Source organism: Pyxidicoccus sp. M6 (assembly GCF_055568925.1).
The window spans coordinates 7,431,005-7,452,209 of the sequence record NZ_CM145714.1 but is presented as its reverse complement, the minus strand read 5'-3'; the positions used below and the strand labels follow the sequence as shown (position 1 = coordinate 7,452,209).

Annotated in this window: 14 protein-coding genes; 10 read left to right on the top strand and 4 right to left on the bottom strand. The window is 68.9% G+C overall.

Features of this window, described 5'->3' with window-relative positions; all coding sequences use genetic code 11:
- The first annotated feature begins 100 nt into the window (after nucleotides 1–100).
- Together ACVTJA_RS29260 and ACVTJA_RS29255 are read left to right on the top strand one after the other, a co-directional pair.
- Complete coding sequence (locus ACVTJA_RS29260) at nucleotides 101–514, top strand: hypothetical protein (protein ID WP_465824576.1); 414 nt, start codon at nucleotides 101–103, stop codon at nucleotides 512–514.
- A gap of 11 nt (nucleotides 515–525) precedes the next feature.
- Nucleotides 526–735 carry a hypothetical protein gene (locus ACVTJA_RS29255; protein ID WP_465824574.1) on the top strand — a complete coding sequence of 70 codons (210 nt, stop codon included), beginning with the start codon at nucleotides 526–528 and terminating at the stop codon, nucleotides 733–735.
- A gap of 170 nt (nucleotides 736–905) precedes the next feature.
- Here the strand turns inward: ACVTJA_RS29255 and ACVTJA_RS29250 are convergent, their stop codons facing one another.
- The 3 genes from ACVTJA_RS29250 to ACVTJA_RS29240 all read right to left on the bottom strand — a co-directional run bounded on the left by ACVTJA_RS29250 (nucleotide 906) and on the right by ACVTJA_RS29240 (nucleotide 4,916).
- A complete protein-coding gene (locus tag ACVTJA_RS29250) occupies nucleotides 906–1,433 on the bottom strand; it encodes a beta/gamma crystallin-related protein (RefSeq protein WP_465824572.1) in 528 nt (175 codons plus the stop codon).
- 188 nt (nucleotides 1,434–1,621) lie between these two features.
- Entirely contained in the window at nucleotides 1,622–3,115 is a 1,494-nt protein-coding gene (locus tag ACVTJA_RS29245) for a hypothetical protein (protein WP_465824570.1), read from the bottom strand.
- 226 nt (nucleotides 3,116–3,341) lie between these two features.
- Nucleotides 3,342–4,916 carry an SDR family NAD(P)-dependent oxidoreductase gene (locus ACVTJA_RS29240; protein WP_465824568.1) on the bottom strand — a complete coding sequence of 525 codons (1,575 nt, stop codon included), beginning with the start codon at nucleotides 4,914–4,916 and terminating at the stop codon, nucleotides 3,342–3,344.
- Nucleotides 4,917–5,197: 281 nt separating this feature from the next.
- Here ACVTJA_RS29240 and ACVTJA_RS29235 point away from each other — a divergent pair, with 281 nt between their 5' ends.
- Entirely contained in the window at nucleotides 5,198–6,205 is a 1,008-nt protein-coding gene (locus ACVTJA_RS29235; RefSeq protein ID WP_465824566.1) for an AraC family transcriptional regulator, read from the top strand.
- A 39-nt stretch (nucleotides 6,206–6,244) separates the two neighbouring features.
- Here the strand turns inward: ACVTJA_RS29235 and ACVTJA_RS29230 are convergent, their stop codons facing one another.
- Nucleotides 6,245–7,924, bottom strand: a complete 1,680-nt coding sequence (locus tag ACVTJA_RS29230) for a right-handed parallel beta-helix repeat-containing protein (RefSeq protein WP_465824564.1) — start codon at nucleotides 7,922–7,924, stop codon at nucleotides 6,245–6,247.
- A gap of 565 nt (nucleotides 7,925–8,489) precedes the next feature.
- On the opposite strand from ACVTJA_RS29230, the gene ACVTJA_RS29225 reads away from it, so the two are divergent.
- From ACVTJA_RS29225 to ACVTJA_RS29195, 7 genes are all read left to right on the top strand, one after another.
- On the top strand, nucleotides 8,490–8,984 hold the full coding sequence (locus tag ACVTJA_RS29225; RefSeq protein WP_465824562.1) for a VOC family protein: 495 nt from the start codon (nucleotides 8,490–8,492) through the stop codon (nucleotides 8,982–8,984).
- A complete protein-coding gene (locus ACVTJA_RS29220; RefSeq protein WP_465824558.1) occupies nucleotides 8,977–9,642 on the top strand; it encodes a dihydrofolate reductase family protein in 666 nt (221 codons plus the stop codon). Before ACVTJA_RS29225 ends, ACVTJA_RS29220 begins: the two co-directional genes overlap by 8 nt.
- 95 nt (nucleotides 9,643–9,737) lie before the next feature.
- Complete coding sequence (locus ACVTJA_RS29215; protein WP_465824555.1) at nucleotides 9,738–10,607, top strand: acyl-CoA desaturase; 870 nt, start codon at nucleotides 9,738–9,740, stop codon at nucleotides 10,605–10,607.
- Nucleotides 10,608–10,697: 90 nt separating this feature from the next.
- Complete coding sequence (locus ACVTJA_RS29210) at nucleotides 10,698–11,378, top strand: TetR/AcrR family transcriptional regulator (RefSeq protein WP_465824552.1); 681 nt, start codon at nucleotides 10,698–10,700, stop codon at nucleotides 11,376–11,378.
- Nucleotides 11,379–11,485: 107 nt separating this feature from the next.
- On the top strand, nucleotides 11,486–12,529 hold the full coding sequence (locus tag ACVTJA_RS29205) for a fatty acid desaturase (RefSeq protein WP_465824551.1): 1,044 nt from the start codon (nucleotides 11,486–11,488) through the stop codon (nucleotides 12,527–12,529).
- 12 nt (nucleotides 12,530–12,541) lie between these two features.
- Nucleotides 12,542–14,128: a phytoene desaturase family protein gene (locus ACVTJA_RS29200; protein ID WP_465824548.1), complete on the top strand. Its 1,587-nt coding sequence runs from the start codon at nucleotides 12,542–12,544 to the stop codon at nucleotides 14,126–14,128.
- A gap of 82 nt (nucleotides 14,129–14,210) precedes the next feature.
- Nucleotides 14,211–21,038, top strand: a complete 6,828-nt coding sequence (locus ACVTJA_RS29195) for an SDR family NAD(P)-dependent oxidoreductase (RefSeq protein ID WP_465824546.1) — start codon at nucleotides 14,211–14,213, stop codon at nucleotides 21,036–21,038.
- Nucleotides 21,039–21,205 lie beyond the last annotated feature (167 nt).

The window sequence follows — 21,205 nt, the reverse complement described above, 5'->3', positions numbered from 1 at the left end:
CGGGCGCGTCGTGGCGACATCCCTCGTGGGTCGGGAGCGCCTGGGCTCCTGTCCTCGAGGCCCATTCCGTGGGCAGTCGATGTAACGTCGAAGGTCGCTCATGCACGACCTCCTCAGCCCGCGGTTCCTCGCCGACCCCCACCCGACGCTCCATCGATTGCGCGCCGAGGGTCCGGTGCACTGGCACCCGGGCCTGGGGATGTATGTGTTGACTCGTTACGACGACGTCGCGGCGCTCACCCGGTCCGCGGCGTTCTCGGCGGAGCTCGCGGAGAAGCTCGCCATCTACGATCGTTTCCTGGACCACTGGATGAACCTCGCCGATCCGCCTCGGCACACGCGCCTGCGGGCCCTCCTGGGGCGGGCCTTCACACAGCAACGGGTCGAGGCGCTCCGGTCCTTCGTGCAGGAAGTCGTCGACGAGCGCATCGACGCGGCGCGCGCCAGGGGACGAATGGACGTGATTGCGGACCTGGCCTATCCGGTGCCGGGCACGAAACGACGACGTTCCTGATTGGCAATGCGGTGCTCGCCTTGCTCCGGAACCCGGACCAGCTCGCGCGACTGCGCGAGGCGCCCGAGCTCGTCGAATCAGCCGTGGAGGAGGCGCAGGTCGCGCTGCTCGGCATGGTGCAGCGGCTCCCGGGCCTTGCGCTCACAGAGGAGTCGCTCTCACCACTGCCCAGCCTGCTGATGCACGGCGTGCAGGCGCTGCCGGTGACATTCGCGAAGTAGGCCCCCGCGTCGCGCGAAGCTTGTGGCAGGAGTAGATGGCTCGGGGGCCCGCTCCTCGCGGGCACCGTCTTCCCGGGCGTCGCAGCCTGTGGAAATACGGTGCCCGCGGCGTTTCCGCTCGAGGCGGTGCCCGGAGCGCCACCCGCCTGGACTTCCAGCGTGCCCCAGCGTCAGGAGATCTTGACGCTGGAGGACGCGTTGTTCAACGCGTGCAGGTCCTTGGCGTCGGCACTCAGGGGCAGTTGCTGTCCGTGGAAGTTGTCTTCCTTGAAGAGGACCACCTTCAGGCCGGACGGCACCTTCACCGAGCTGACAGTGTTGTTGTCGATGCCGTAACGCTCCAGCTCGGCCTGGGTGTACTGGCCGGGCGGCAGGGACACGTCCGCACCCTGGAAGTCCTCCTTCTTGAAGAAGGTGGCCCGGCGCTTCTCGTAGGGCATGACCTTGATGCTGGAGCAGTTGTTGTGCATCCAGTCCAGCTCGTGCGCGTCGGCCAGCACGTCCATGGACTTGTCGCTGAAGTTGTCGCCCTTGTAGAGGACGGCCTTCAGGCCGGGCGGCACCTTCACCGAGCTGATGGTGTTGTTGTCAATGCCATACTTCTTCTGCAGCTCGTCCTTGGTGTAGTCGCCCACGGGCAACTCGGCCTTCCTGCCGCTGAAGTCCTTCTCGTAATAGATGACGATCTTGTCTGCCATTGTCTTGATCCTCCGTAGACGCCCGGCCTCTGGTTCACTCTCACTCGAATTCCTATGAGTCAGGGTTTTCCGCCAGAAGCCAGCCCAAGCATGGGAACCGCGACGCGAGGGCGCAACCCTTGCGGTCCCCTCCCCGGGGCGGGGGAGAGCGTGGATTCGCAATCAAAGCGCGGGGGGGCGCGCCAACGTCAATGGACGCCCAGGCTCCAGCGCTGCCGCAGCTCCGCGCGGCGGGACGGGTCTTTCAGTAGACGGTTGGCCCAGAGCAGAGGGCCGGCACGGCGAACCTTCTCGAACTCGTCCGCGTGCAGGGGAATCACCCAGAGCAGGTTCACCGGCGAGCCTGGAGGCAGCGGCACGACGGGGCCCGGCGCGAGGAGGAAGTGGCGCAGCCCCAGGAGCGGCTCGGAGAGGACCGCGATGTCGCCTCGCGCCCAGGCCTCCTCTTTCGACTGCATCAGCGCTCCGAGTGTCGACAGGACCATGGTCCGCTCCGGCCCCTGCGAGTCCATCCAGGCCGCCAGCTCCACATGCGCGGAGCCTGGGTCCCGCAGGTTTCCCGGCTGGGGCACCCGGCCAAAGCCGTTGGTGATCAGCGTGAAGCCGGAGGTGCCCAGCCGCGTGCGGATGAGCACCACGTGAGGGGGCAGCTCCCGCGAGGCAGGAGGTGCCATCTCGGCGACAGTGTCGCCCGGGAGGGTGCCTTCCAGGGCATGACGGAAGAGGGCCTGGTACGTGTTGATGCCCACGCTCGAAGGGGACGGCTTGCCCGGTGCCGATGCGCGCGCCCAGCGGGCGAAGGGCTCCGCTGCGTCGGAGATGCGCTCGAGCACCAGGCTGGGGTGCTCGCTGGCACGGATGCGGTAGCGCAGCGTGTCTCCGCCAAAGGACTCGGGCCAGGAGCCGGGCTGCACGTCCAGCGGCACTTCCAGGATTTCATCCACGGAGAGTGTCCGGTGCTCGCGCACCATGCGGTAGGCGGCGAAGTACAGGGCCTCGCGGGCACGCGCGGTCTCCCAGGTGTCCCATTCCTCCAGTGCGAGCTGGGGGTCCGGCAGCCCGAAGCTCTCCATGCCCCGCAGCCGGAGCAGGTGGCTGCCCGTGCCGCGAGAGAAGTCGACCCACGCGGCGAACGGACGGTAGTCGGGATGGGACAGGCTCCGGAGCAGCCGCGCGAACGTGCTGCTGTCCTTCACGAGAGCGCCTGCCTGGTGCAGGACCACCGCCATGCCCTCGTGGGCCAGGCGTGCCACCAGCATCGAAAGTACGCGCATCCGACCGTCCCCTGCCCACGGGTCCAGGTCGCCATCGTCCCGTGCCAGCCGCTCGCCCGTCCCGTCCGGAGAGACACCGGTAGCGAGCGTCAGGTAGCCCGCCTCCCGGGGCAGGTTCGGGAGCTGCCTCAGGTCCAGTCCCTCACGGGGCATGGGGCCGTTTCCCGGCAGGACGTGCACGGTGTGCCGGCCGCTCGTGAGCTGGACGCCCTGCTCGTTCCTGACAGTGAAGCCCAGGTCCGCCAGCCCCAGTTCCTCGAGCCACCCGGCAAGCGACTCCGGGGTCGCGGGCAGGGGCTCCGCGAAGAGGACCGAGACCCGAGCCAGCGGGCGGAAAGGTGCGTGCCTCTCGGAAGTGGGGCTGTCGTCTGGAGAGGGGGGCAGCGGGAGGAAAGGACGAGCGTGCATGAGTACAGGGGCGCCACGGCGGAGTCTCCAGCGCGCCCAGCAGGAGGCTGGGACATTCGCGCAGGGGCTCGCGGCTCTCTCTTCAACGCTCCGGAGTCTCCCTCCACTCCAGTCCCGTACGCCTGCTCCCGGCCGGGCCTGCCCGGCCGGTCTCGCCACCGCCCGGTCGGCTTCCAGGGCGGTCAGGTCGCCGCTCGGAGGCCTCGCGCCCGGCGCGCGCCCACCTTCACCAGGCGGTGTGGCGGTAGTCCTTGAAGAAGTTGCCCCACACGTACTGGCCGGTGTTCTCCGAGGAGATGACGGGGTCCACCACGCGGGCCGCGCCGTCGACGATGTCCAGCGGCGGCTGGAAATCGAGGTCCTGCTGCTTGCGCTCCGCGAACACGGCCGGGTCCTCGTCGGTGACCCAGCCGGTGTCCACGGCGTTCATGTAGATGCCGTCCTTCGCGTAGTCGGGCGCGGACGTCAGCGTCATCATGTTGAGCGCGGCCTTCGCCATGTTGGTGTGCGGGTGCCGGTCCGTCTTCGTCCCGCGCGAGAAGCTGCCCTCCATGGCGGAGACGTTGACGATGTGGCCGGGCGTGGTGCGCCCTCGCGTCATCAGCGGCTTGAGCTTGCCGCAGAGGATGAAGGGCGCCACCGCGTTGACGAGGTGCACCTCCAGCATCTCCGCCGTCGGCACGTCCGCCAGCTTCATCCGCCACGAGTTCATGTTCCGCAGGTCCACCTGCTGCAGGTCCGCGTCCAGCCGCCCCTGGGGGAAGAGGGCGCGGGTGTCGCCCTCCTGCTCCAGCGCGTAGGGCAGCAGGGACAGCGCGGCGGACGAGTGGATGCCCAGCGCCGGGTCGCTGCTGCGCCACGTAGGCGCGAGCGCCGGGGCGTCCGCGCCGCCAGCGCCGAGGGCCGGCTGCACCGCCGCGACGCACGCCGCGTGTCCCGCGAGCAGCGGGCGCACCGCCTCGGGCAGCTCATGCAGCGGGCGCAATTCGCCCTCCAGCAGGTGCGCGTAGAAGCCGGGCGGCCGGCGCACCGTCTGCGCCGCGTTGTTGATGAGGATGTCCAGCCGGTGGTGCGTCTGCTCCACGTGCCGGGCGAAGAGCTCCACGCTAGGGGCGTGCCGCAAATCGAGCCCGTGGATGTGCAGCCGGTGGGCCCAGTCCGCGAAGTCGGGCTCGCGCAGGTAGCGCTGCGCGGCGTCCTGAGGGAAGCGGGTGGTGGCGATGACGCGCGCGCCCGAGCGCAGCAGCATCAGCGAGGCCTGGTAGCCAATCTTCACGCGTGCCCCGGTGATGAGGGCCACCTTCCCGGCCAGCGAAGCGCGCTGGGTGCGCTTGGCGTAGTTGAAGTCCGCGCACTCGGTGCACATCGCGTCGTAGAAGAAGTGCAGCTTGCGGTACTCCGCCTTGCACACGTAGCACTTGCGCGGCACCGTCAGGAGCCGCTCGGGCCCTTCGGACGGAGGCGGGGGTGGAAGCTGGGGCACGGTGAAGACGGCGGCCCGGCGCAGCGCGCGAATCTCCGTCGTCGCGCGGGCCTCGCGGTCATGCGTCTGCTTCGCCTGCTTGCGGTCCCTCCGCAGCGCCTTGGTGAGGCGCGTCTTCGTCTGCCGGTCCGGGTGCACCACGCGGCCGGCGGCCGTCAGGAGGGCAATCCTCTCCGTCGAGGGGAGCTCGGCCAGCAGGAGCCGGTCCTCGGCCATGGCCTCCAGGAGCCGCGTGCAGCGGCGGACCTCGTCCAGGGGAATGGCGGTGGACGGCGGTGCTGTATCGGGCGGGGAGGGGGAGGTCTCGGCGTCCTTCATTCCCCCGGTGAATACCCTCCGGGGGCACCTGAAGGAAGGGCGATGGGGTCACCGGCTCGATGGGCGGGAGGGCGGCCATGCGGCCAGCTCGGCTCGGCGGCGAAGGGCTTTCCACCGGCCACGCCCGGCAGTGCCGCCATGTACGGCTCCCGTGATAACTTGTGACAGAGATGGCTCGTCGCAAGCCTACGCGAATGCGGAGTCGAGCCGACCTGCGGGACGGAACGCACGCGAGCACGTCCACGGAACAGGCCTCGCGCCCGACCGGGCATGGCGGCGCGATGGCAGGGACCGCCTCCGTTCTGCTGTTGCGCGCCATCGCGGCCGGGCTGCCAGCCGGGCATCCCGCATGGGCCGGGTTCCTGAGTGAGCTGCGGACACCGCCGCTCGACGTGCCCGACGCGCGCATTCCGTTTCCAGTGCTCGTGCGTGCATGGGACGTAGCCGCCGCGATTGCCGGAGACCCCGCCTATGGCCTCCACCTCGCGGAGCGCTTGACCGTTGGCGCCTTCGACCTGCTCGACTATCTCACCCGCGCATGCCCCGACCTGGGGTCGGCGTTCGACACCCTGGTCCGCTACCAGCGGCTCCTGGTCGACGACGCCGAGTTCGAGATAGACCGCACCCCAGGGGTGATACGGGTGCGCGCCGTGCTACGCCGGCCCCACGTCGCGGACTTCCGTCACGGGGTCGAGTACGGGCTCGCGGGCTTCCTCGTGCGTGTGCGGCAGCTCACCGGCGTCAAGATTGGCGCGCGGGCGGTCCGGCTCGCGCGCGCGGTCCCGGACGCGGACCTCACGGAGCACGCGCGCGTGTTCGGTGCGCCGGTGTCTCTCGGCGGGCCCGACGAAATCGAGCTCGACGGCGACGTGGCGCGCCTGCCGATTGTCCACGCGGACGCAGGGCTTGCGGAGCTCCTGGAACGCCAGGCCCGCATCGCCCTGGAGGCCCTCCCCCCCATCGGACGCACCGCGGACCGCGTCCGCGCCGAGGTGGCGCGCCGCATCGCCCTGCGTGAGCCCGCCCATCTCCAGGCGCTTGCCGCCGCGCTCGGCCTCTCCGTGCGGTCATTGCAGCGGGTGCTGGTCGCCGAGGGCGCCACGTTCTCATGCATCCAGGATCAGGTGCGCCGTGAGCTCGCGCTCCAGTGGCTGCGGGAGGGGAGACTTTCGCTCGGGGAGCTGGCCTGGGCGCTCGGGTATGGAGACCCGAGCGCCTTCCACCGCGCGTTCATCCGGTGGACCGGCCTCGCCCCCGGCGCGTGGCGCGCCCAGGCGGACAAGGCCTGACGCGACGCCGGCCCGTCCCATGCTCCAGTGGGTGTGCGCCTACTGTTGACCAGCTGGAGGCTCCGCCTCGAACGCGCCGACGTCGATGCGGCTGCCCAGGAAGCGCGGCAGGGACTGAACGACTTGATTCGGGTGGTCCAGGCCCATCGCGACCGTGAGGTTGTAGGCGGTGACGTCCGCCCCCGAGTCCAGCGCCGAAGAGGTGGGCGTGAGGCGGAAGTCTTCCGCGGCCACGTTCGTGAAGTGGGCCGGGCCATCCCCCTTGGGGGCCTTGATGTTACCGGCCACCTGGATGTTCGGGCCCTGCGTGCCCTGGTTGCGATTGGTCTCGCTCTGTGTCTGGTCGAAGATGGAGTTCCGGATGACATGACTGGCCGCCGGGATGGTGGTGAGCGGCTCTCCCAAGACGAGCAGATTGTTGAGCAGTCGGATTTGCGCGTAGGGATTCATTGACCAGATGCCCCGTCCATCCTGGCTCTTCGAAGCGGTCCCCACCGGGTTGTACACCGTGTTGTTCGCCACCGTGAGCGTGTAGGGCTCGTAGGAACCGCTCAATCCCTTCGTGACAGTTTCGGAAATATAGATGCCATCCGCTGGATTGACGACGGTGTTTCCATAGACCTGCGTATCCTTGTAGCCGAGGATGATGATTCCATGGCCCACCTGGCGCGAGGGAGTGGGATTGATGATGTAGTTGTTGTAGAATCGTCCGGAGCTTCCCGCCCCGATTTGTATTCCGTTGTCCTGGTCTGGGTCGAACGGCTTGAGTCCATAGCCCCGGATATAGTTGCTGTGGACCTCACTGTTGGCTCCGCAGCCAATCTGGATGGCTTCACAGCCCGTTCTTTCGACCCGGTTGTTGTAGATGCGGGTCCCTTCGACCGGGTGACTGTAGACCCGAGTGCCGACGCAGTCGGGGCGATTCGTGTATCCATAGAAGAAGGAATAACCGATGTAGAATCCCTCTCCTCCGACGTCGTGGATGTAGTTGTCGTGGAAGATGCTGTTCCGCTGCACGAAGCCGCCCCGGAATGAGGAGGGGTTGGTGTCGGTGCAAGCAGCGTCTGTTTTCGCCATGATGCCGGCGAACCCGGAGTGGGCGACTTCCAGGAACTCGACTTCCATGTCGGTGGACATCGAGGAGAATACAAGCCCCTGGAAATTCCTGCTGGTGCCCGCCAGCTTGATTCCGTAGAGATGGTCGGGAGAGCCTGCTCCGGACACCTTGACGAACCGGGCGTTGTAGAACTCGATGCCCCGAGACGAGTCGACATAGCCGTCGCCATCGGCATCAAGGTTATTGCCGATGACGACCTGGCCTCCACAGTTGATGAGCTCGACGGGGTTGCCGGCGGAGCCCGACACATTCTCAATCCAGAGGCGGGCATATGGATAGTTGCCGGCCTTCAGGCAGACGCGTTGTCCAGGCTGATAGCCGGGATTCAGGATCTTCTTCATCACGACCCCGGGGCCCGTGCTGGTCGAGAGGTCGCTCACGATGAAGTCGCAAGTGCCTCCCGCGCTCTTCAATGTGCACTCGACCGGTGTCCTCTGCGCGCTCGCGACGAGGTTGTCACTGGGGCTCGTCGACGTGCGGGGGCCGCCTGAACCGTCGTCAACGAGGGTCGTTGAGCCACCGGCGCTGCCGTCACCGCACGCGGCGAGGGCAGCACAGGACAGCATCAATACAAGGATTTGTCGGGGATGCGTTGTCTTCACCGAATACCTCCTCACAGGACTGGCAAGGGGTGATGTCGAACCCGCTGGACGAACAACGCGACGGCTATAGCACCGCGCAATCCCGCCGGAGATGTCAGCTCACGCCAGGAATCTTGTCATTTCGTGCCAGCCGGGTCGGAGGCTGCGCGAGTTGTCGCACTGACTCAACGCTTCTGCGAAGTCGTGCGCGCCCGAGGCGTCACCCATGGAGCGGTGCCGGTGAGCACCTGCGGCAGCTTCGAGACATGCCTGGATGAGGCACGCCGCTGTGGCGTGCGTGTCGTCGAGACGTTCGCTGAGGGACTCATTCAGGACGGGGGTACAGGGCGTCCACGCTGGCCTGCGTGGGGTGGCGCCAGGTCGCGGTAGCCACCCGCGCCAAGCGCGTTCGGCTGAGAGCCCTGTGGTGCACCTGCACGCACAAACGTGGTTGCTCTTCGAGTTCCACGGATTGTTCGTTGGTCATCTCTCCTGCATCGCCGGACGCCTGTTCGCGGCGGTCCATGGCCCGGGTGATGCCATGATCCTGCGCCGATGCACCCTCTGACCCGTCAAGGAGGAGTTCATGAGCAATAAGCTGGTGACCTGCCTGTGGTTCGACAAAGGCGAAGCCCGCAAGGCCGCCGAGTTCTACGCGTCCATCTTCCCCGACAGCCATGTCGGGGCCGTGAATGAAGCCGCGTCCGACTATCCGGGCGGACAGCAGGGTGATGAGTTGACTGTCGAGTTCACGGTCCTCGGTCAGTCCTTCGTTGGCCTCAATGGCGGGCCCAACTTCAAGCCGAACGAGGCTGTCAGCTTCATGGTCATGACCGAAGACCAGAAGGAAACCGACCGCTATTGGGATGCAATTACCAAGAATGGTGGAGAAGAGAGCGCCTGCGGCTGGTGCAAGGATAAATGGGGCTTTTCCTGGCAGATCACACCGAGGGTTCTGATGGATCTGCAGCGCGAAGGCGGTGAGCGGGCCAAGCGCGCGTTCGAGGCGATGCTGACGATGAAGAAGATAGACGTCGCGAAGATCGAGGCGGCCGCCAGAGGGGAACGCGTCCGTGCGTAAGCTCACGGGCGCCGTCTTCCAGTCGCTGGACGGCGTCATGCAGGCGCCGGGCGGGCCCGAGGAGGACCCGACCGGCGGCTTCACGCTCGGCGGCTGGACGTTCCACTTCTGGGACGAGAGCATGCAGGAGCCGGCCAGCAAGCTCTTCGGCGCGGACTACGACCTGTTACTGGCTCGGCGCACCTACGACATTTTCGCTGCCTACTGGCCGTACAATCTCGACGACCCGATCGGCGCGACATTCCAGCGCATCAACAAATATGTGCTGACGCATTCGAACGAGCCGCTGAGCTGGGAAGGGAGCCATCGGCTCTCCGGTGACACCGTGGAAGTGGTGTCCGCGCTGAAACGCAGCGACGGGCGCGACCTCCTCATCCAGGGCAGCAGCACCCTCTATCCGCCGCTGCTTGACGCGGGGCTCATCGACCGGCTCGTACTGATGACGTTCCCGGTGCTCCTCGGCAGGGGCAAGCGCCTCTTCGACGGGGCGGAGAAGCCAGGCGCGCTCGAGCTCGTCGACCATTTCGTGTCGAAGAGAGGCGTCATCATCGCGACCTACGCGCCGGCCGGCGAGGTGCGGATCGGCTCGTTCGAGAGCAAGCCGCCGAGCGAGGCCGAGCTGCGGCGGCGGGAGCAGTGGAAGCGCGAAAAGGCATGAGCCTCCAGCGGCGCCACGAATAGCGAACGCTTCGAGACCGACGTCCGCGAGGGCTGCTATAGAGATCTCCGCACTGAGCTGAAGGTGGAGACATCATGCGGACGTCCACTCTGGCCCCAAGACCGGTCCGGATGAACCTGCTCGTCGGGCTGATCCTGGTCGTCTACTACGCACTGGCGCTCGCGGCGTTCTTTCTCCCGTGGCGCCTGGACTGGGTGCTCGCGGGCTTCGGCGTCTTCCTGTTGGCCGGGCTGGGGACGACGCTGGGGCTCCACCGGAAGCTGACCCATCGCGCCTTCGATTGCCCGCGCTGGCTGGAGTATTCGCTGGTCACGGCCGCGATGCTGACCCTGCAGAGCAACCCGCTCGAGTGGGTGGCGAACCACCGCCTCCACCACGCGCACGCCGACAAGGAGCGGGACCCGCACACGCCGCGCAGGGGCTTCTGGTACAGCTACCTCGGCTGGGTGGTGGATGATCTGTCGACGGACCGGGAGGCCTACAAGACCTACTGCCGAGACCTCGCCCAGGACCGCTACTACCTCTGGCTGCGGCGGTACCGGTACGTTCCTCACGGGCTCCTCCTGGCGCTCGTCGTCGCGGTGTGGGGCTGGCAGGCGGCGCCGTGCGTGATGTACCTGCCGCTCAAGCTCTGGATGCACGCCCAGTACATGGTGAACTCGGTGTGCCATGCGAGCACGCTCGGGTTCCGCTCGTACGACGCGCCTGATGAGAGCCGCAACGTGTGGTGGGTGGGGCTCTTCGCGCTGGGAGAGGGCTGGCACAACAACCACCACGCCCACCCGCGCTCGCCGATGCTCGGGCGCGGACCGTGGCAGCTCGACGTGGGCGGTCTGGTGCTTCGGCTGCTGTTCAAGCTGGGCCTGGCCACGCCGCATCCCGCCGCGGCGACGGTGCCCGCGATGGATGCTCCGGGGGAGGGGCCGGCGTCGCCGCCGGCCTGAAGGGTGCGGCGCGGATCGGCGTCGCGCACCCGGGTGTGGACCGCGGGCAGGGCCCCTTGAAATGGTTCGGTCTCATTTCAAGGAGCCTGGATGCCCCGCAGCCCCTCACCGACCCGCCGGAAACAACCTCGCCAATCCCGGGCCCAGGCCACCTGCGACGCCATCCTCACGGCCACCGCCCGCATCCTCATCCGGGACGGCTACGAGGCCACGAGCACCAACCGCATCGCCCAGGAGGCCGGCGTCAGCATCGGCTCGCTCTACCAGTACTACCCGAACAAGGAGGCGCTGGTGATGGCCGTGCTGGAGCAGCATGGCGCCCGGTGGCTGGCGCAGTTCGAGGTCGGGCTGAATGAATCCGCCTCGGCCCCGCTCACCGTGGCGGTCCGGGCCATCATCCAGCAGGTCCTCACGCTCAAGCGGCTCCATCCCCAGCTCGACCCGCTCCGGTATGGCCTGCTGCCGCACCTGCGCCCGCTGGGGTACGTGGACACCTTCGAGCAACAGCTCTTCCGCCTCGTCCGCGCCTTCCTCGCGCCACGGGTGGAGGACATCCGCCCGCGCGAGCTCGACATGGCCGTCTTCATCGTCGTCCACACGCTGGAGGCGCTGTGCCACCACGCGGGAGTGGACCGGCCCGACTACCTCACGAACGACACGTTCCCGGAGGAGCTGTGCGCGCTCGTGCTCGGCTACCTCCGTCCGGAGCCGCCCGTCCTCCACCAGCCCCGCGGCCGTGCCTCCAATCCTGGACGGAAATATGAGCAGTAGGCCCGTGGAAGGCGGTTGAAGGGGCGCTCTCCCCTCTGAGACTGGAATGTGAGCACCCATGCGAGTTGAGCCGGAGGTGCAATCAAAGACATCTTGATTGCATCTCCATGAATCAACATCCCGAAGACCAGCAGTGGGCTGTCGCGTATCAGCAGCGCGAGCTCGAGGCCTTTCCCATCCTGACGAAGGCGCAGCTCGACGCCCTCCGGAGCAGGTCGCGTGCGCTCCAGGAGGAGTTCCGGGCCCACCCCGTCCTTCATGACACGCTCAATGTCTTCCTGTTGCTGGGGCTCTTCGCCGCGGACCTGTTGAGCCTGACGGTGTTGCCGTTCTTGTCGCCGTGGCCCCGAGCGACTCCGGAGGGGGCCGTGCTGGCGGGCGTCGTGTCCGGCGCGGTGCATGGCTTCCTCGTGTGCGGCATCGTCACGTTCAGCGTCCACGAGGGCGCCGCGCACAACCTCATCATCCTGGGCAAGGGTAGGGTGGCGCGGGTGCTGCGGCTGCTGGCGAACAACGCCTGCCGCCTCTTCCTGGCTGACCCCGTCCACTACACGGAAGCCCACGCGGCACATCACCGGAGCCTGGGCACACCCGAGGATGGCTCCTTCACCCACTTTGTCCGCTTCCGGCGACTGCTGGGCGCGCTGCTGCCCCTGGCCCCGATGCTCAGCCACTCGGACTACTTTCCGTGGCGCCCCCAGGAGCACACGCGCAGCCGTCGACTCTCCGTCGCGCTGACCAATGCCTATCTCCTGCTCTGCGCGGCGCTGGCGATGTGGTTGCACGGCCCCGTGTTCATGGTTGTTGCCCTCTTCCTCGTCGGAAGCTGGCTCAGCTTCGTCCTGGACCGCCTGCGCGAGAGCACCGAGCACCTCTTCATGCCGCTGGACCGGGCGAATGGGACGCGCGAGCTGGGGCTGGGGTTCTGGGGACTGCTGTTGGGCGGAGGTCCGTGGGGCCAGCCGTGTCACCTGACGCACCACCTGGAGCCCGCGCTGCCCTGGTACCAGCAGCTCCGCCTGCACTTCTTCCTGCGTCGGGTGCTGACGGCGGAGCAGCGGCGCCACTTCCTTCCCAGGCCCATCATCGGCGTTCCCCACCTGCTCTGGCGCCTGGCCACCGCTCGCCAGCCCTCCACGGCTCGCGACTGAAGGGGCGCCATCATGACTCCGCTTCCCCCACGCTCGGATGAGACAGCCAGCGGTGCGTCGTTCGACGCCATCTGCATCGGCTCGGGAATCAGCTCCCTTGGCACCGCGGCGCTGCTCGCGCGGCACGGCAGGAAGGTGCTCGTGCTGGAGCGTCACTCCATCGCCGGAGGGATGACGCACACCTTCCATCGCAAGGGCTACGAGTGGGACGTCGGGTTGCACTACCTGGGCAAGCTGCACGACCCGAACGCACCGCTGCGCCGAGTCTTCGACTTCGTCACCGACGGCGCGCTCGACTGGGCGCGCATGGACCGCGTGTTTGACCGACTCGTCTTCGACGACCGGAGCTACGACTTCGTCGCGGGAGCGGACGCCTTCCAGGAGGAGCTGGTCCGCGCGTTCCCCGCGGAGCGCAAGGCAATCACCACCTACGTCTCGCTGCTCCGGGACGTGGAGCGCGCTTCGCAGCGGTACTTCCTCCAACACGTCCTTCCCACCTGGCTGACGCCGCTCACGCAACCCGTCCTCGGTGGCCCCTTTCGCCGCCATGCGAACCGCTCGACGCGGGACGTGCTGCGCTCGCTCACGTCCGACGCGCGGCTGCTGGGCGTGCTCACGGGACAGTGGGGCAACTACGCTCTTCCTCCCGGAGACAGCAGCTTCGCCATGCACGCGCTCATGGCCGAGTACTACCTGGAAGGCGGCTGCTACCCGGTGGGCGGCCCCGGCGCCATCCTGCGAAGCATCACCCCGGTCATCACCCGCGCTGGCGGCGCGATTCGCACCCGGGCCGAGGTGCAGGAGATTCTCGTGCGGGATGGGCGCGCCCTGGGCGTGCGTCTGACGAGCGGGGAGGCGTTGCTGGCCCGACACGTCATCAGCGGCGCGGGCGCGGCCCTGACGCTGGGCTCGCTGCTCCCGGAGCGCTGGCGCCCCGCCGAGGCCATCCAGGCGCTGCGCCGGATTCCTCCCTCGACGGGACACATCGCACTCTACCTGGGCATCCGGGGCGCCCCGGACGAGGTGCGCCTTCCCGCGACCAATGTGTGGGTCCACGCCGGTTACGACCACGACGCGAACGTGCGCGCGTCGCGGAGCGGCCCGTCGGCGCCTTTTCCCTTCACCTTCCTGGGGTCCTCCTCGGCGAGAGACCCCACGTGGACCCAGCGGCACCCGGGACGCTCCACGCTCACCGCCATCTGCTCCGCGCCCTATGACTGGTTCGCACGCTGGGAGGACACCCGGTGGCATCGACGAGGGCCCGAGTATGACGCCTTCAAGGCCCAGCTCACCGAGCGACTGCTCGCCGTCGTCCTCGCTCGGTTCCCCCAGCTCCGAGGGCGCGTGGAACATCAGGAGCTGTCCACGCCGCTCAGCACCGTCCACTTCGCCAACCGTCCTCGAGGCGCCACGTATGGCCTGGAACACAGCCCGGAGCGCTTCCGCCAGCGCTGGCTTCGCCCCAGGCTCCCCATCCGCAACCTGCTCCTCGTGGGGCAGGACACCGTCTCCGTGGGTGTCGGCGCCTCGCTCATGTCCGGCGTGCTCGCCGCGACCATCCTCCTGAAGCGCAACGTCCTCGGCGACATCCTCCGTTAGCCCCTTCCACCACGACTCCTCACCAACGGCGCCCGTCTCCCGGGCCGCCGGATGTCCCGGCTCATGCCGAAAGGATTCACCCATGAAGCCCTCCCTGCGATTGCTCCAGACCCTCCTCCGCGGACAAGCACGCGGACGCATCGACCCGCTGGAGGAGGGCGTCACGCGTTGGCGCGTCCTTCCCACGGACCTGGACCTCTTCGGCCACATGAACAACAGCCGCTACCTGGCGATGATGGACCTGGGCCGCGTGGACCTCCTCGTGCGCGCGGGACTCCTGCCGGCCATGCTGCGCAACCGCTGGGTCGTCCCCGTCGGAGAGACAGCGCTCCAGTTCCGGGGCTCGCTCCGGCTGTTCGAACAGTACGAGCTGGGCACCCGGCTCGCCGCCTGGGACGAGCACTGGCTCTACTTCGAGCAGCAGTTCCGCCGCCCGTCGGAGCCAGAGCGTCCGGTGGCCACGGGCTTCGTGCGCGCTGTCTTCCGTGATGCCCACGGCACCGTGCCCCCGCCTCGCATCATCCAGCAGGCGCTGGGGCGCGAGGTCCGCTCACCCGAGCCCTCCGAGGCCGTCCGCCGTCACTTCGGCCTGGGCCGCGTCCCAACGGGTGACAGCGGTGAGAGCAGCGCCCGGGAGCCGCTCGCCATCGTCGGCATCGGCTGCCGCCTGCCCGGCGGAATCGAGGACACGGAGGGCTTCTGGAAGGTGTTGATGGAGGGGCGCGAGTGCATCGTCGACATCCCCGAGGAGCGGTGGGATCCGAAGAAGTTCCACGATGCGTCAGGCCGTTCACCGGGACGCACCCATGTGCAGCGCGCGGGCCTGCTCCAGCAGGACCTGCGTGAGTTCGAGCCCGGCTTCTTCGGCATCACCCCGCGAGAGGCCAGCGCCCTGGACCCGCAGCAACGGCTGATGTTGGAGGTGTCCTGGGAAGCGCTGGAGGACGCGGGGCTGCCTCCGAGCTCGCTGGCGGGCAGCCGCACGGGCGTCTTCGTCGGCGGCTTCATGATGGACAACCTCATCCTGCACGCCAGTCCGGACAACCGCGAGCGGCTCGATACGCACTCCGCGACGGCGAGCACGCTGACGATGCTCTCCAACCGCCTGTCGTACTTCTATGACCTGCGCGGCCCCAGCGTCTCCATGGACACGGCCTGCTCGTCATCGCTCGTGGCGCTGCACCTGGCCTGTCAGAGCCTGTGGGCGAAGGAGAGCGAGGCCGCGCTCGTCGGCGGCGTGAATGTCCTCCTGCTGCCGGAGACGCAGGTCACCATGTCCAAGGGACGCTTCCTGTCACCCCGCGGGCGCTGCCATGCCTTCAGCGACCAGGCGGACGGGTACGTGCGCGCCGAGGGCGCGGCGATGCTCGTCATCAAGCCCCTGTCCGCCGCGCTGCGAGATGGCAATCCCATCCACTCCCTCATCCTCGGCACGGCCGTGAATCAGGATGGACGCACGCCGGGCATCACCGTGCCCAACGCGGAGGCCCAGGTGGCGGTGATGCGGGAGGCCTATGCGAAGGCCGGTGTGGACCCGCTGCGCGTGGCCTACGTGGAGGCCCACGGCACGGGCACCCCCGTGGGAGACCCCATCGAGGCCCGCGCCATCGGGACGGTGACGGGCGTCGGCCGCGGCGAGAAGGACCGGTGCCGGATGGGCTCGGTCAAGACGAACCTGGGTCACCTCGAAGCGGCGGCGGGAGTGACGGGTGTCATCAAGGCGGCGCTCGTCCTCAAGCACGGCACCGTCCCTCCCCACCTGCACCTGGAGAAGGTCAATCCCCAGATTCCACTCGACGCCCTGGGGCTGCACATTCCCACGCGACCCGAATCGCTGCCTCGGAGAGAGGGGCCGCTCCTCGCGGGCGTGAACTCCTTCGGCTACGGCGGCACCAATGCCCACGTGGTCCTCGCGGAGCCACCACGCCGAGCGCCCCACGAGACGCATCCGCGCCCCGAAGGGCGGCCCCACCTGCTTCCCCTGGGCGCGAAGACTCCCGAGGCACTGGCGGCGCTCGCGGGACGCTACGCGGACTGGTTGGACTCGGGCCGAAGCACCCCCGAGGTGCTCTGCCGCGACGCGGCCGTCCATCGCGCTCATCCACGTCACCGGCTGTCGGTGCGCGGCTCGAGCCGGGAGGCGCTCGCGACCTCGCTGCGAGCCTTCGCGCACGGCCAGCGGGACGTGGCCGGCCTGGACTTCGTGGCGGAGCCTCCAGAGGCTCGCAAGCTGCTCTTCGTCTACACGGGGATGGGGCCACAATGGTGGGCCATGGGCCGGCAGCTCCTGGCCACGGAGCCCGTCTTCCGCGAGGCCGTCGAGGAGTGCGATGTCCTCTTCCGCGAGCTCGCTGGGTGGTCCATCGCCGAGGAATTGAAGCGGGACGCGGCGTCCTCGCGCATCACCCGGACGGAGGTCGCTCAGCCCGCCAACGCCGTGTTGCAGGTGGCGCTCACGCGGCTGTGGGCGTCCTGGGGCATCGTGCCCGACGCCGTGGTGGGACACAGCATCGGCGAGGTCGGCGCGGCCTGGGCGTCGGGCGCGCTCGACTTGCGCGACACGTTGCTCACGGCCTTCCACCGCAGCCGGCTCCAGCAGCGCATCGCGGGGCAGGGGGGAATGCTGGCCGTGGGCCTGGGCCCGGACGAGGCGCTCGAATGGGTGGCGCGACATGGCCCCGGCATCTCCGTGGCGGCCATCAACAGCGAGCGCTCCGTCACACTCGCCGGCGAGCGCGGACCGCTGGAGCGCGTGGCCGCGGAGCTCGCATCCGCCCGTCGCTTCCACCGCTTCCTCCAGGTGGAGGTGCCGTACCACAGCCCCTTGATGGACCCGCTCCAGGGGGAGCTGCTCACGTCCCTCGCGCCGCTACGGCCACGGGCGCCACGGCTTCCCATCTACTCCACCGTGTCGGGGCGGCTCATGACGTCCTCCGAGCGCCATGACGCCGCGTACTGGTGGAACAACGTCCGAGGCTCGGTGCGGTTCGCCGAGGCGCTCCGTCAGGCCGTGGGGGATGGCCATGGAACGTTCGTCGAGGTCGGCCCGCATCCGGTGCTCGCGTCGTCCATCCGCGACGTACTGAGCGCGGCCGGGACGCGTGGGGAGGTCATCGCCTCGCTCGTGCGGGAGACCTCGGAGCAGGCGACGATGACCACCGCGCTCGGAAAGCTCCATGCCCTGGGTCTGACGCCTTCCTGGCGGGGCTACTTCGGCGCGGGGGCCTACCAGGGGGCTCCGCGCACGCCCTGGCAACGCAAGTCGTATTGGGAGGAGAGCCACCGCTCCCTGCGACGCCGCCGCGCCTTCACGGGCCACCCCATGCTCGTGGACTCGGAGCCAGGCCCCAACCCCACGTGGACGGCGGAGCTGAGCCTCGCGGCGTTGCCGTTCCTCTCGGACCATCACGTGGCGGGGAGCCTCCTGTTCCCCGGCGCGGGACACGTCGAGCTGGCCCTGGCCGCCCGACATGCGCTCACGGGAGACGCACGGTGCTGCATCGACGAGCTGGAATTGGCATCCGCGGTCGTGCTTCGCGAGGACACGAACGTCCGCGTGCGCGTCGGCTTCAACGCGGAGACAGCGGCCTTCCATGTCCAGCAGCAGGACGAGGAGCGGGCACCCGTGGTCCTCGCGCGGGGCAAGCTGTTCTCCGCCGGGCGAACCGAGCGCACGGTGGACCTCTCCGCGCTCCAGGCACGGCTGTCGGGCGAAGTCGAGGTGGCGGGCCTCTATGCATCCCTGGAGCGGCGGGGGTTGCGCTACGGCCCGGCCTTCCGAGCCGTGACGGCGGTGCACCGCGCTCCCGGTGAGGTGCTGGCGCGGATGTCCCTGCCCACGGCGGTGGAGGACCGGGGCTACCACCTGCATCCCGTGTTGCTCGATGCCGCGTTCCACAGCCCCCTCGCCTCGGCGCCAGACGACGCGCGGCACGACATCGTCCCCGTGGGAATCGACCGCATCCAGGTCCTGGGGCTCGCGGGCCGGACACTCCTGGCGCACGGGCGACTGTGCTCCTCGCGTCCGGGCACGGTGCGCGGCGACATCACCCTCCTGCGCGAGGATGGCGCCGTCGTGGCGGAAATCACGGGCTTCACGGCCCGGCTCCTTCCTCGTGCGCGGACGGACGACTCCGCCGTCCTGGAGCGCGCGGTGTATCTGCGGCAGTGGGAGCGCTTCGAGCCCACCGAGCCCGACGCCGAGGAAGCCACGTGGGTCGTCCTCGGAGGGCCTACGCCCGAGCCCCGCCCACGCGCCTGGCACCATGTCACCAGCACCGAGGCGCTGACGTCCCTGCTCGACGGGCTGCCCCTGGAGGACCGGGTCAGGCTCGTGGACTTGCGCTGGGCGGACCTCGCGCGGGAAAGCCAGACGCCGGTGGAGCACGGAGCGGAGGCGGCGGAGGCCCTGTTGCGGCTCGTCCAGTCCCTGCGCCCCGGCCGCATCGGCCGCTACTTCCTCGTCACCACCCGTGCCGAAGCCGTGGCCTCACCCTCGGAGACCCCCTCGCTCCAGCTCGCGCCGCTGCTGGGGCTGGCCCGCACTGCGATGACGGAGCGACCCGACCTGCGCCTCACGCTCATGGACCTCGACGCAGCGCCCACGAACATGGAGACCGTGCTGACACGACTGCGTGGGCTGGGAGTGGAGCAGGAGGTCGCCGAGCGAGGCGGCCTGCTCCATGTCGCGCGTCTCACGCGAGGCACGCTGACCCCGCTCCAGGCCGTCATGGAGACACCGCCGCTGGAGCCCGTCCCCGCTGGCATGGGCCATGAGTTGGTGCTGGGAGAGGCCGGGAGGCTCGACACCCTGGGCTTCGTGGCGCGTGCGCGACGCTCGCCAGGGCCCGGTGAGGTGGAGCTCGAGGTGGAGTCCACCGCCCTCGGGTTCAAGGACATCATGAAGGCGCTGGGGTTGCTGTCCGACCGCGTGAAGGAGAACACGTATATCGGTGACGCCATCGGCATGGAGGGGGCAGGGCGCATCAGCGCCGTGGGCTCGGGGGTGACCGGGTTCGCGGTGGGAGACCGGGTCTACGGTGTCGCGCCGGGCTTCCTCGCGTCGCACGTCGTCCTGCCCGCGGGCCACGTGGTGAAGCTGCCCGCGCACCTCTCCTTCGAGCAGGGAGCCAACCTCATCGTCTTCCTGACCGTGTACCACGCGCTCGTGCGGGTGGCCCGGCTGCGCCGGGGCGAGCGCGTGCTCATCCATGGCGCCACGGGCGGGGTAGGGCTCGCGGCCATCGAAGTGGCTCGCTGGTGCGGCGCGGAGGTCATCGCCACCGCCGGCAGCGAGGAGAAGCGTCAATACCTACGCGACCAGGGGCTCACACACGTGAGCCACTCCCGCGACGTGAGCTTCGTCGAGGACGTCCGGGCCTGGACGGGTGGGCGCGGCGTGGACGTGGTGCTCAGCTTCATGCCGGGCGAAATCATGACGCGCAGCTTCTCCTGCCTCGCGCCCTTCGGCCGGTTCATCGAGCTGGGCAAGATGAGCTTCGAGCAGGATGAGCTGCTTCGCTTGAGACCCTTCAACGAGAACCTGATGTACGCGGCCGTGGACTTCGACCGGCTCCTGGAAAGCCGCCCGGAGGAGGTGCGCGAGCTGTACCAGGAGGTGCTGCAGCGCTTCGAGGAAGGAAGCTTCCGGCCTCTTCCCTCGCGCGCCTGGCCGGCGAGTCAGGTGGAGGAGGCCTTCCGCACCATGGCGCGCGGCAAGCACATCGGGAAGGTGTGCATCACGATGAAGGACCCGGCACTGCGCGTCCGCTGTCCCTCGGGCCGCGAGCGCCTGTCCTCCGATGCCACCTATCTGGTGACGGGGGGCCTGGGTGGCTTCGGGCTGGAGGTGGCCCGGTGGCTCGTGGAACAAGGCGCGCGTCACCTGGCGCTGGTGAGCCGCCGCGGGGCCCAGTCGGAGGAGGCACGCGAGGCGCTCGCGGCCTGGAAGACTCGCGGGGTCCAAGTGCTTGCACTCGCGGCGGACGTCGCTCGACACGATGAGCTGGAGCGCGTCTTCACGCAGGTCCACCGCACGCTGCCGCCTCTGAAAGGTGTCTTCCATTGCGCCGTCGCGTTGGAGGACAAGCCGCTCGCCAGACTGGACCGGGCCTCGCTCGACCGGGTGCTGGCGGCCAAGGCCCGCGGGGCATGGAACCTCCATGGGTTGACCCAGGGGATGTCGCTCGACTGCTTCGTCCTCTTCTCCTCCATCTCCTCCATCATCGGGAACGCGGGGCAGGGCAGCTACGTCGCGGCCAATGCGTTCCTCGACCAGCTCGCGGTGCACCGTCGTCGGCTGGGACTGCCGGCCACGGCCATCCAGTGGGGCGCGCTGGGAGAGGCCGGACTCGTCGCACGCAACGCGAGCGTGGCGCAGCACCTCGAACACCTGGGACTGCGCGGCCTCACCACACGCGCGGCGCTCCAGGCACTGGGTCGCGTCCTGGACTCCGCGCCCGAGCAGGTGGCCGTCGCGGACGTGGACTGGAGCCAGCTTGGAGCGGCCCTCGCACCCTGGACCGGCGCTCGCCGGCTCGTCTCGCTGATGGAAGCGTCGGGGCAGCCGACGCACGCGGCACGGGGTGACGACCTCGTCGAGCGGGCCTTCGGGGGACTCGACGAAGACGCCCGGCGGGCGCTCATCACCCGGACGCTGACGCGGGTGGTGGCCCGGGTCATGCGCACGCAGGAGGAGGGCCTCAACGCGGCCCAGCCCCTGCGTGAGCTGGGCATGGACTCCATCATGGCCCTGGAAATCGTCACCGCCATCGAGGGTGAGCTGGGAGTGAAGCTGTCCTCGATGGAGGTGGTGAGCGGCCCCTCGCTCCGGGAGCTCACCACCGTGTTGCTGGCGCACCTCCAACGCTCGCGTCCCTCCGAGTCGCTCCCGGACCAGCGAGCGGCATGACCCCATGGGCGAGCGGCGCGCGCTCAGAGCACCGAGGCGCGCTGCCGCGCGACGCACAAGAAGGAAGGGGGCCCTGTTGGGGGAGGGTGGGGGCAGAGGAGCGAGGAGGGCCGCTATCGCCTGCACCCCTGGAGCTCCCTTCTCGTACCCCAAGACCCTTTAAGCCT

Excerpts from the sequence above, each read along its gene's own strand:
- ACVTJA_RS29195 (WP_465824546.1), top strand. The coding sequence starts at position 14,211 with ATGAAGCCCTCCCTGCGATTGCTCCAGACCCTCCTCCGCGGACAAGCA.
- ACVTJA_RS29240 (WP_465824568.1), bottom strand. The coding sequence starts at position 4,916 with ATGAAGGACGCCGAGACCTCCCCCTCCCCGCCCGATACAGCACCGCCG.
- ACVTJA_RS29235 (WP_465824566.1), top strand. The coding sequence starts at position 5,198 with ATGGCAGGGACCGCCTCCGTTCTGCTGTTGCGCGCCATCGCGGCCGGG.
- ACVTJA_RS29250 (WP_465824572.1), bottom strand. The coding sequence starts at position 1,433 with ATGGCAGACAAGATCGTCATCTATTACGAGAAGGACTTCAGCGGCAGG.
- ACVTJA_RS29245 (WP_465824570.1), bottom strand. The coding sequence starts at position 3,115 with ATGCACGCTCGTCCTTTCCTCCCGCTGCCCCCCTCTCCAGACGACAGC.
- ACVTJA_RS29260 (WP_465824576.1), top strand. The coding sequence starts at position 101 with ATGCACGACCTCCTCAGCCCGCGGTTCCTCGCCGACCCCCACCCGACG.
- ACVTJA_RS29225 (WP_465824562.1), top strand. The coding sequence starts at position 8,490 with ATGAGCAATAAGCTGGTGACCTGCCTGTGGTTCGACAAAGGCGAAGCC.
- ACVTJA_RS29205 (WP_465824551.1), top strand. The coding sequence starts at position 11,486 with ATGAATCAACATCCCGAAGACCAGCAGTGGGCTGTCGCGTATCAGCAG.
- ACVTJA_RS29200 (WP_465824548.1), top strand. The coding sequence starts at position 12,542 with ATGACTCCGCTTCCCCCACGCTCGGATGAGACAGCCAGCGGTGCGTCG.
- ACVTJA_RS29215 (WP_465824555.1), top strand. The coding sequence starts at position 9,738 with ATGCGGACGTCCACTCTGGCCCCAAGACCGGTCCGGATGAACCTGCTC.
- ACVTJA_RS29210 (WP_465824552.1), top strand. The coding sequence starts at position 10,698 with ATGCCCCGCAGCCCCTCACCGACCCGCCGGAAACAACCTCGCCAATCC.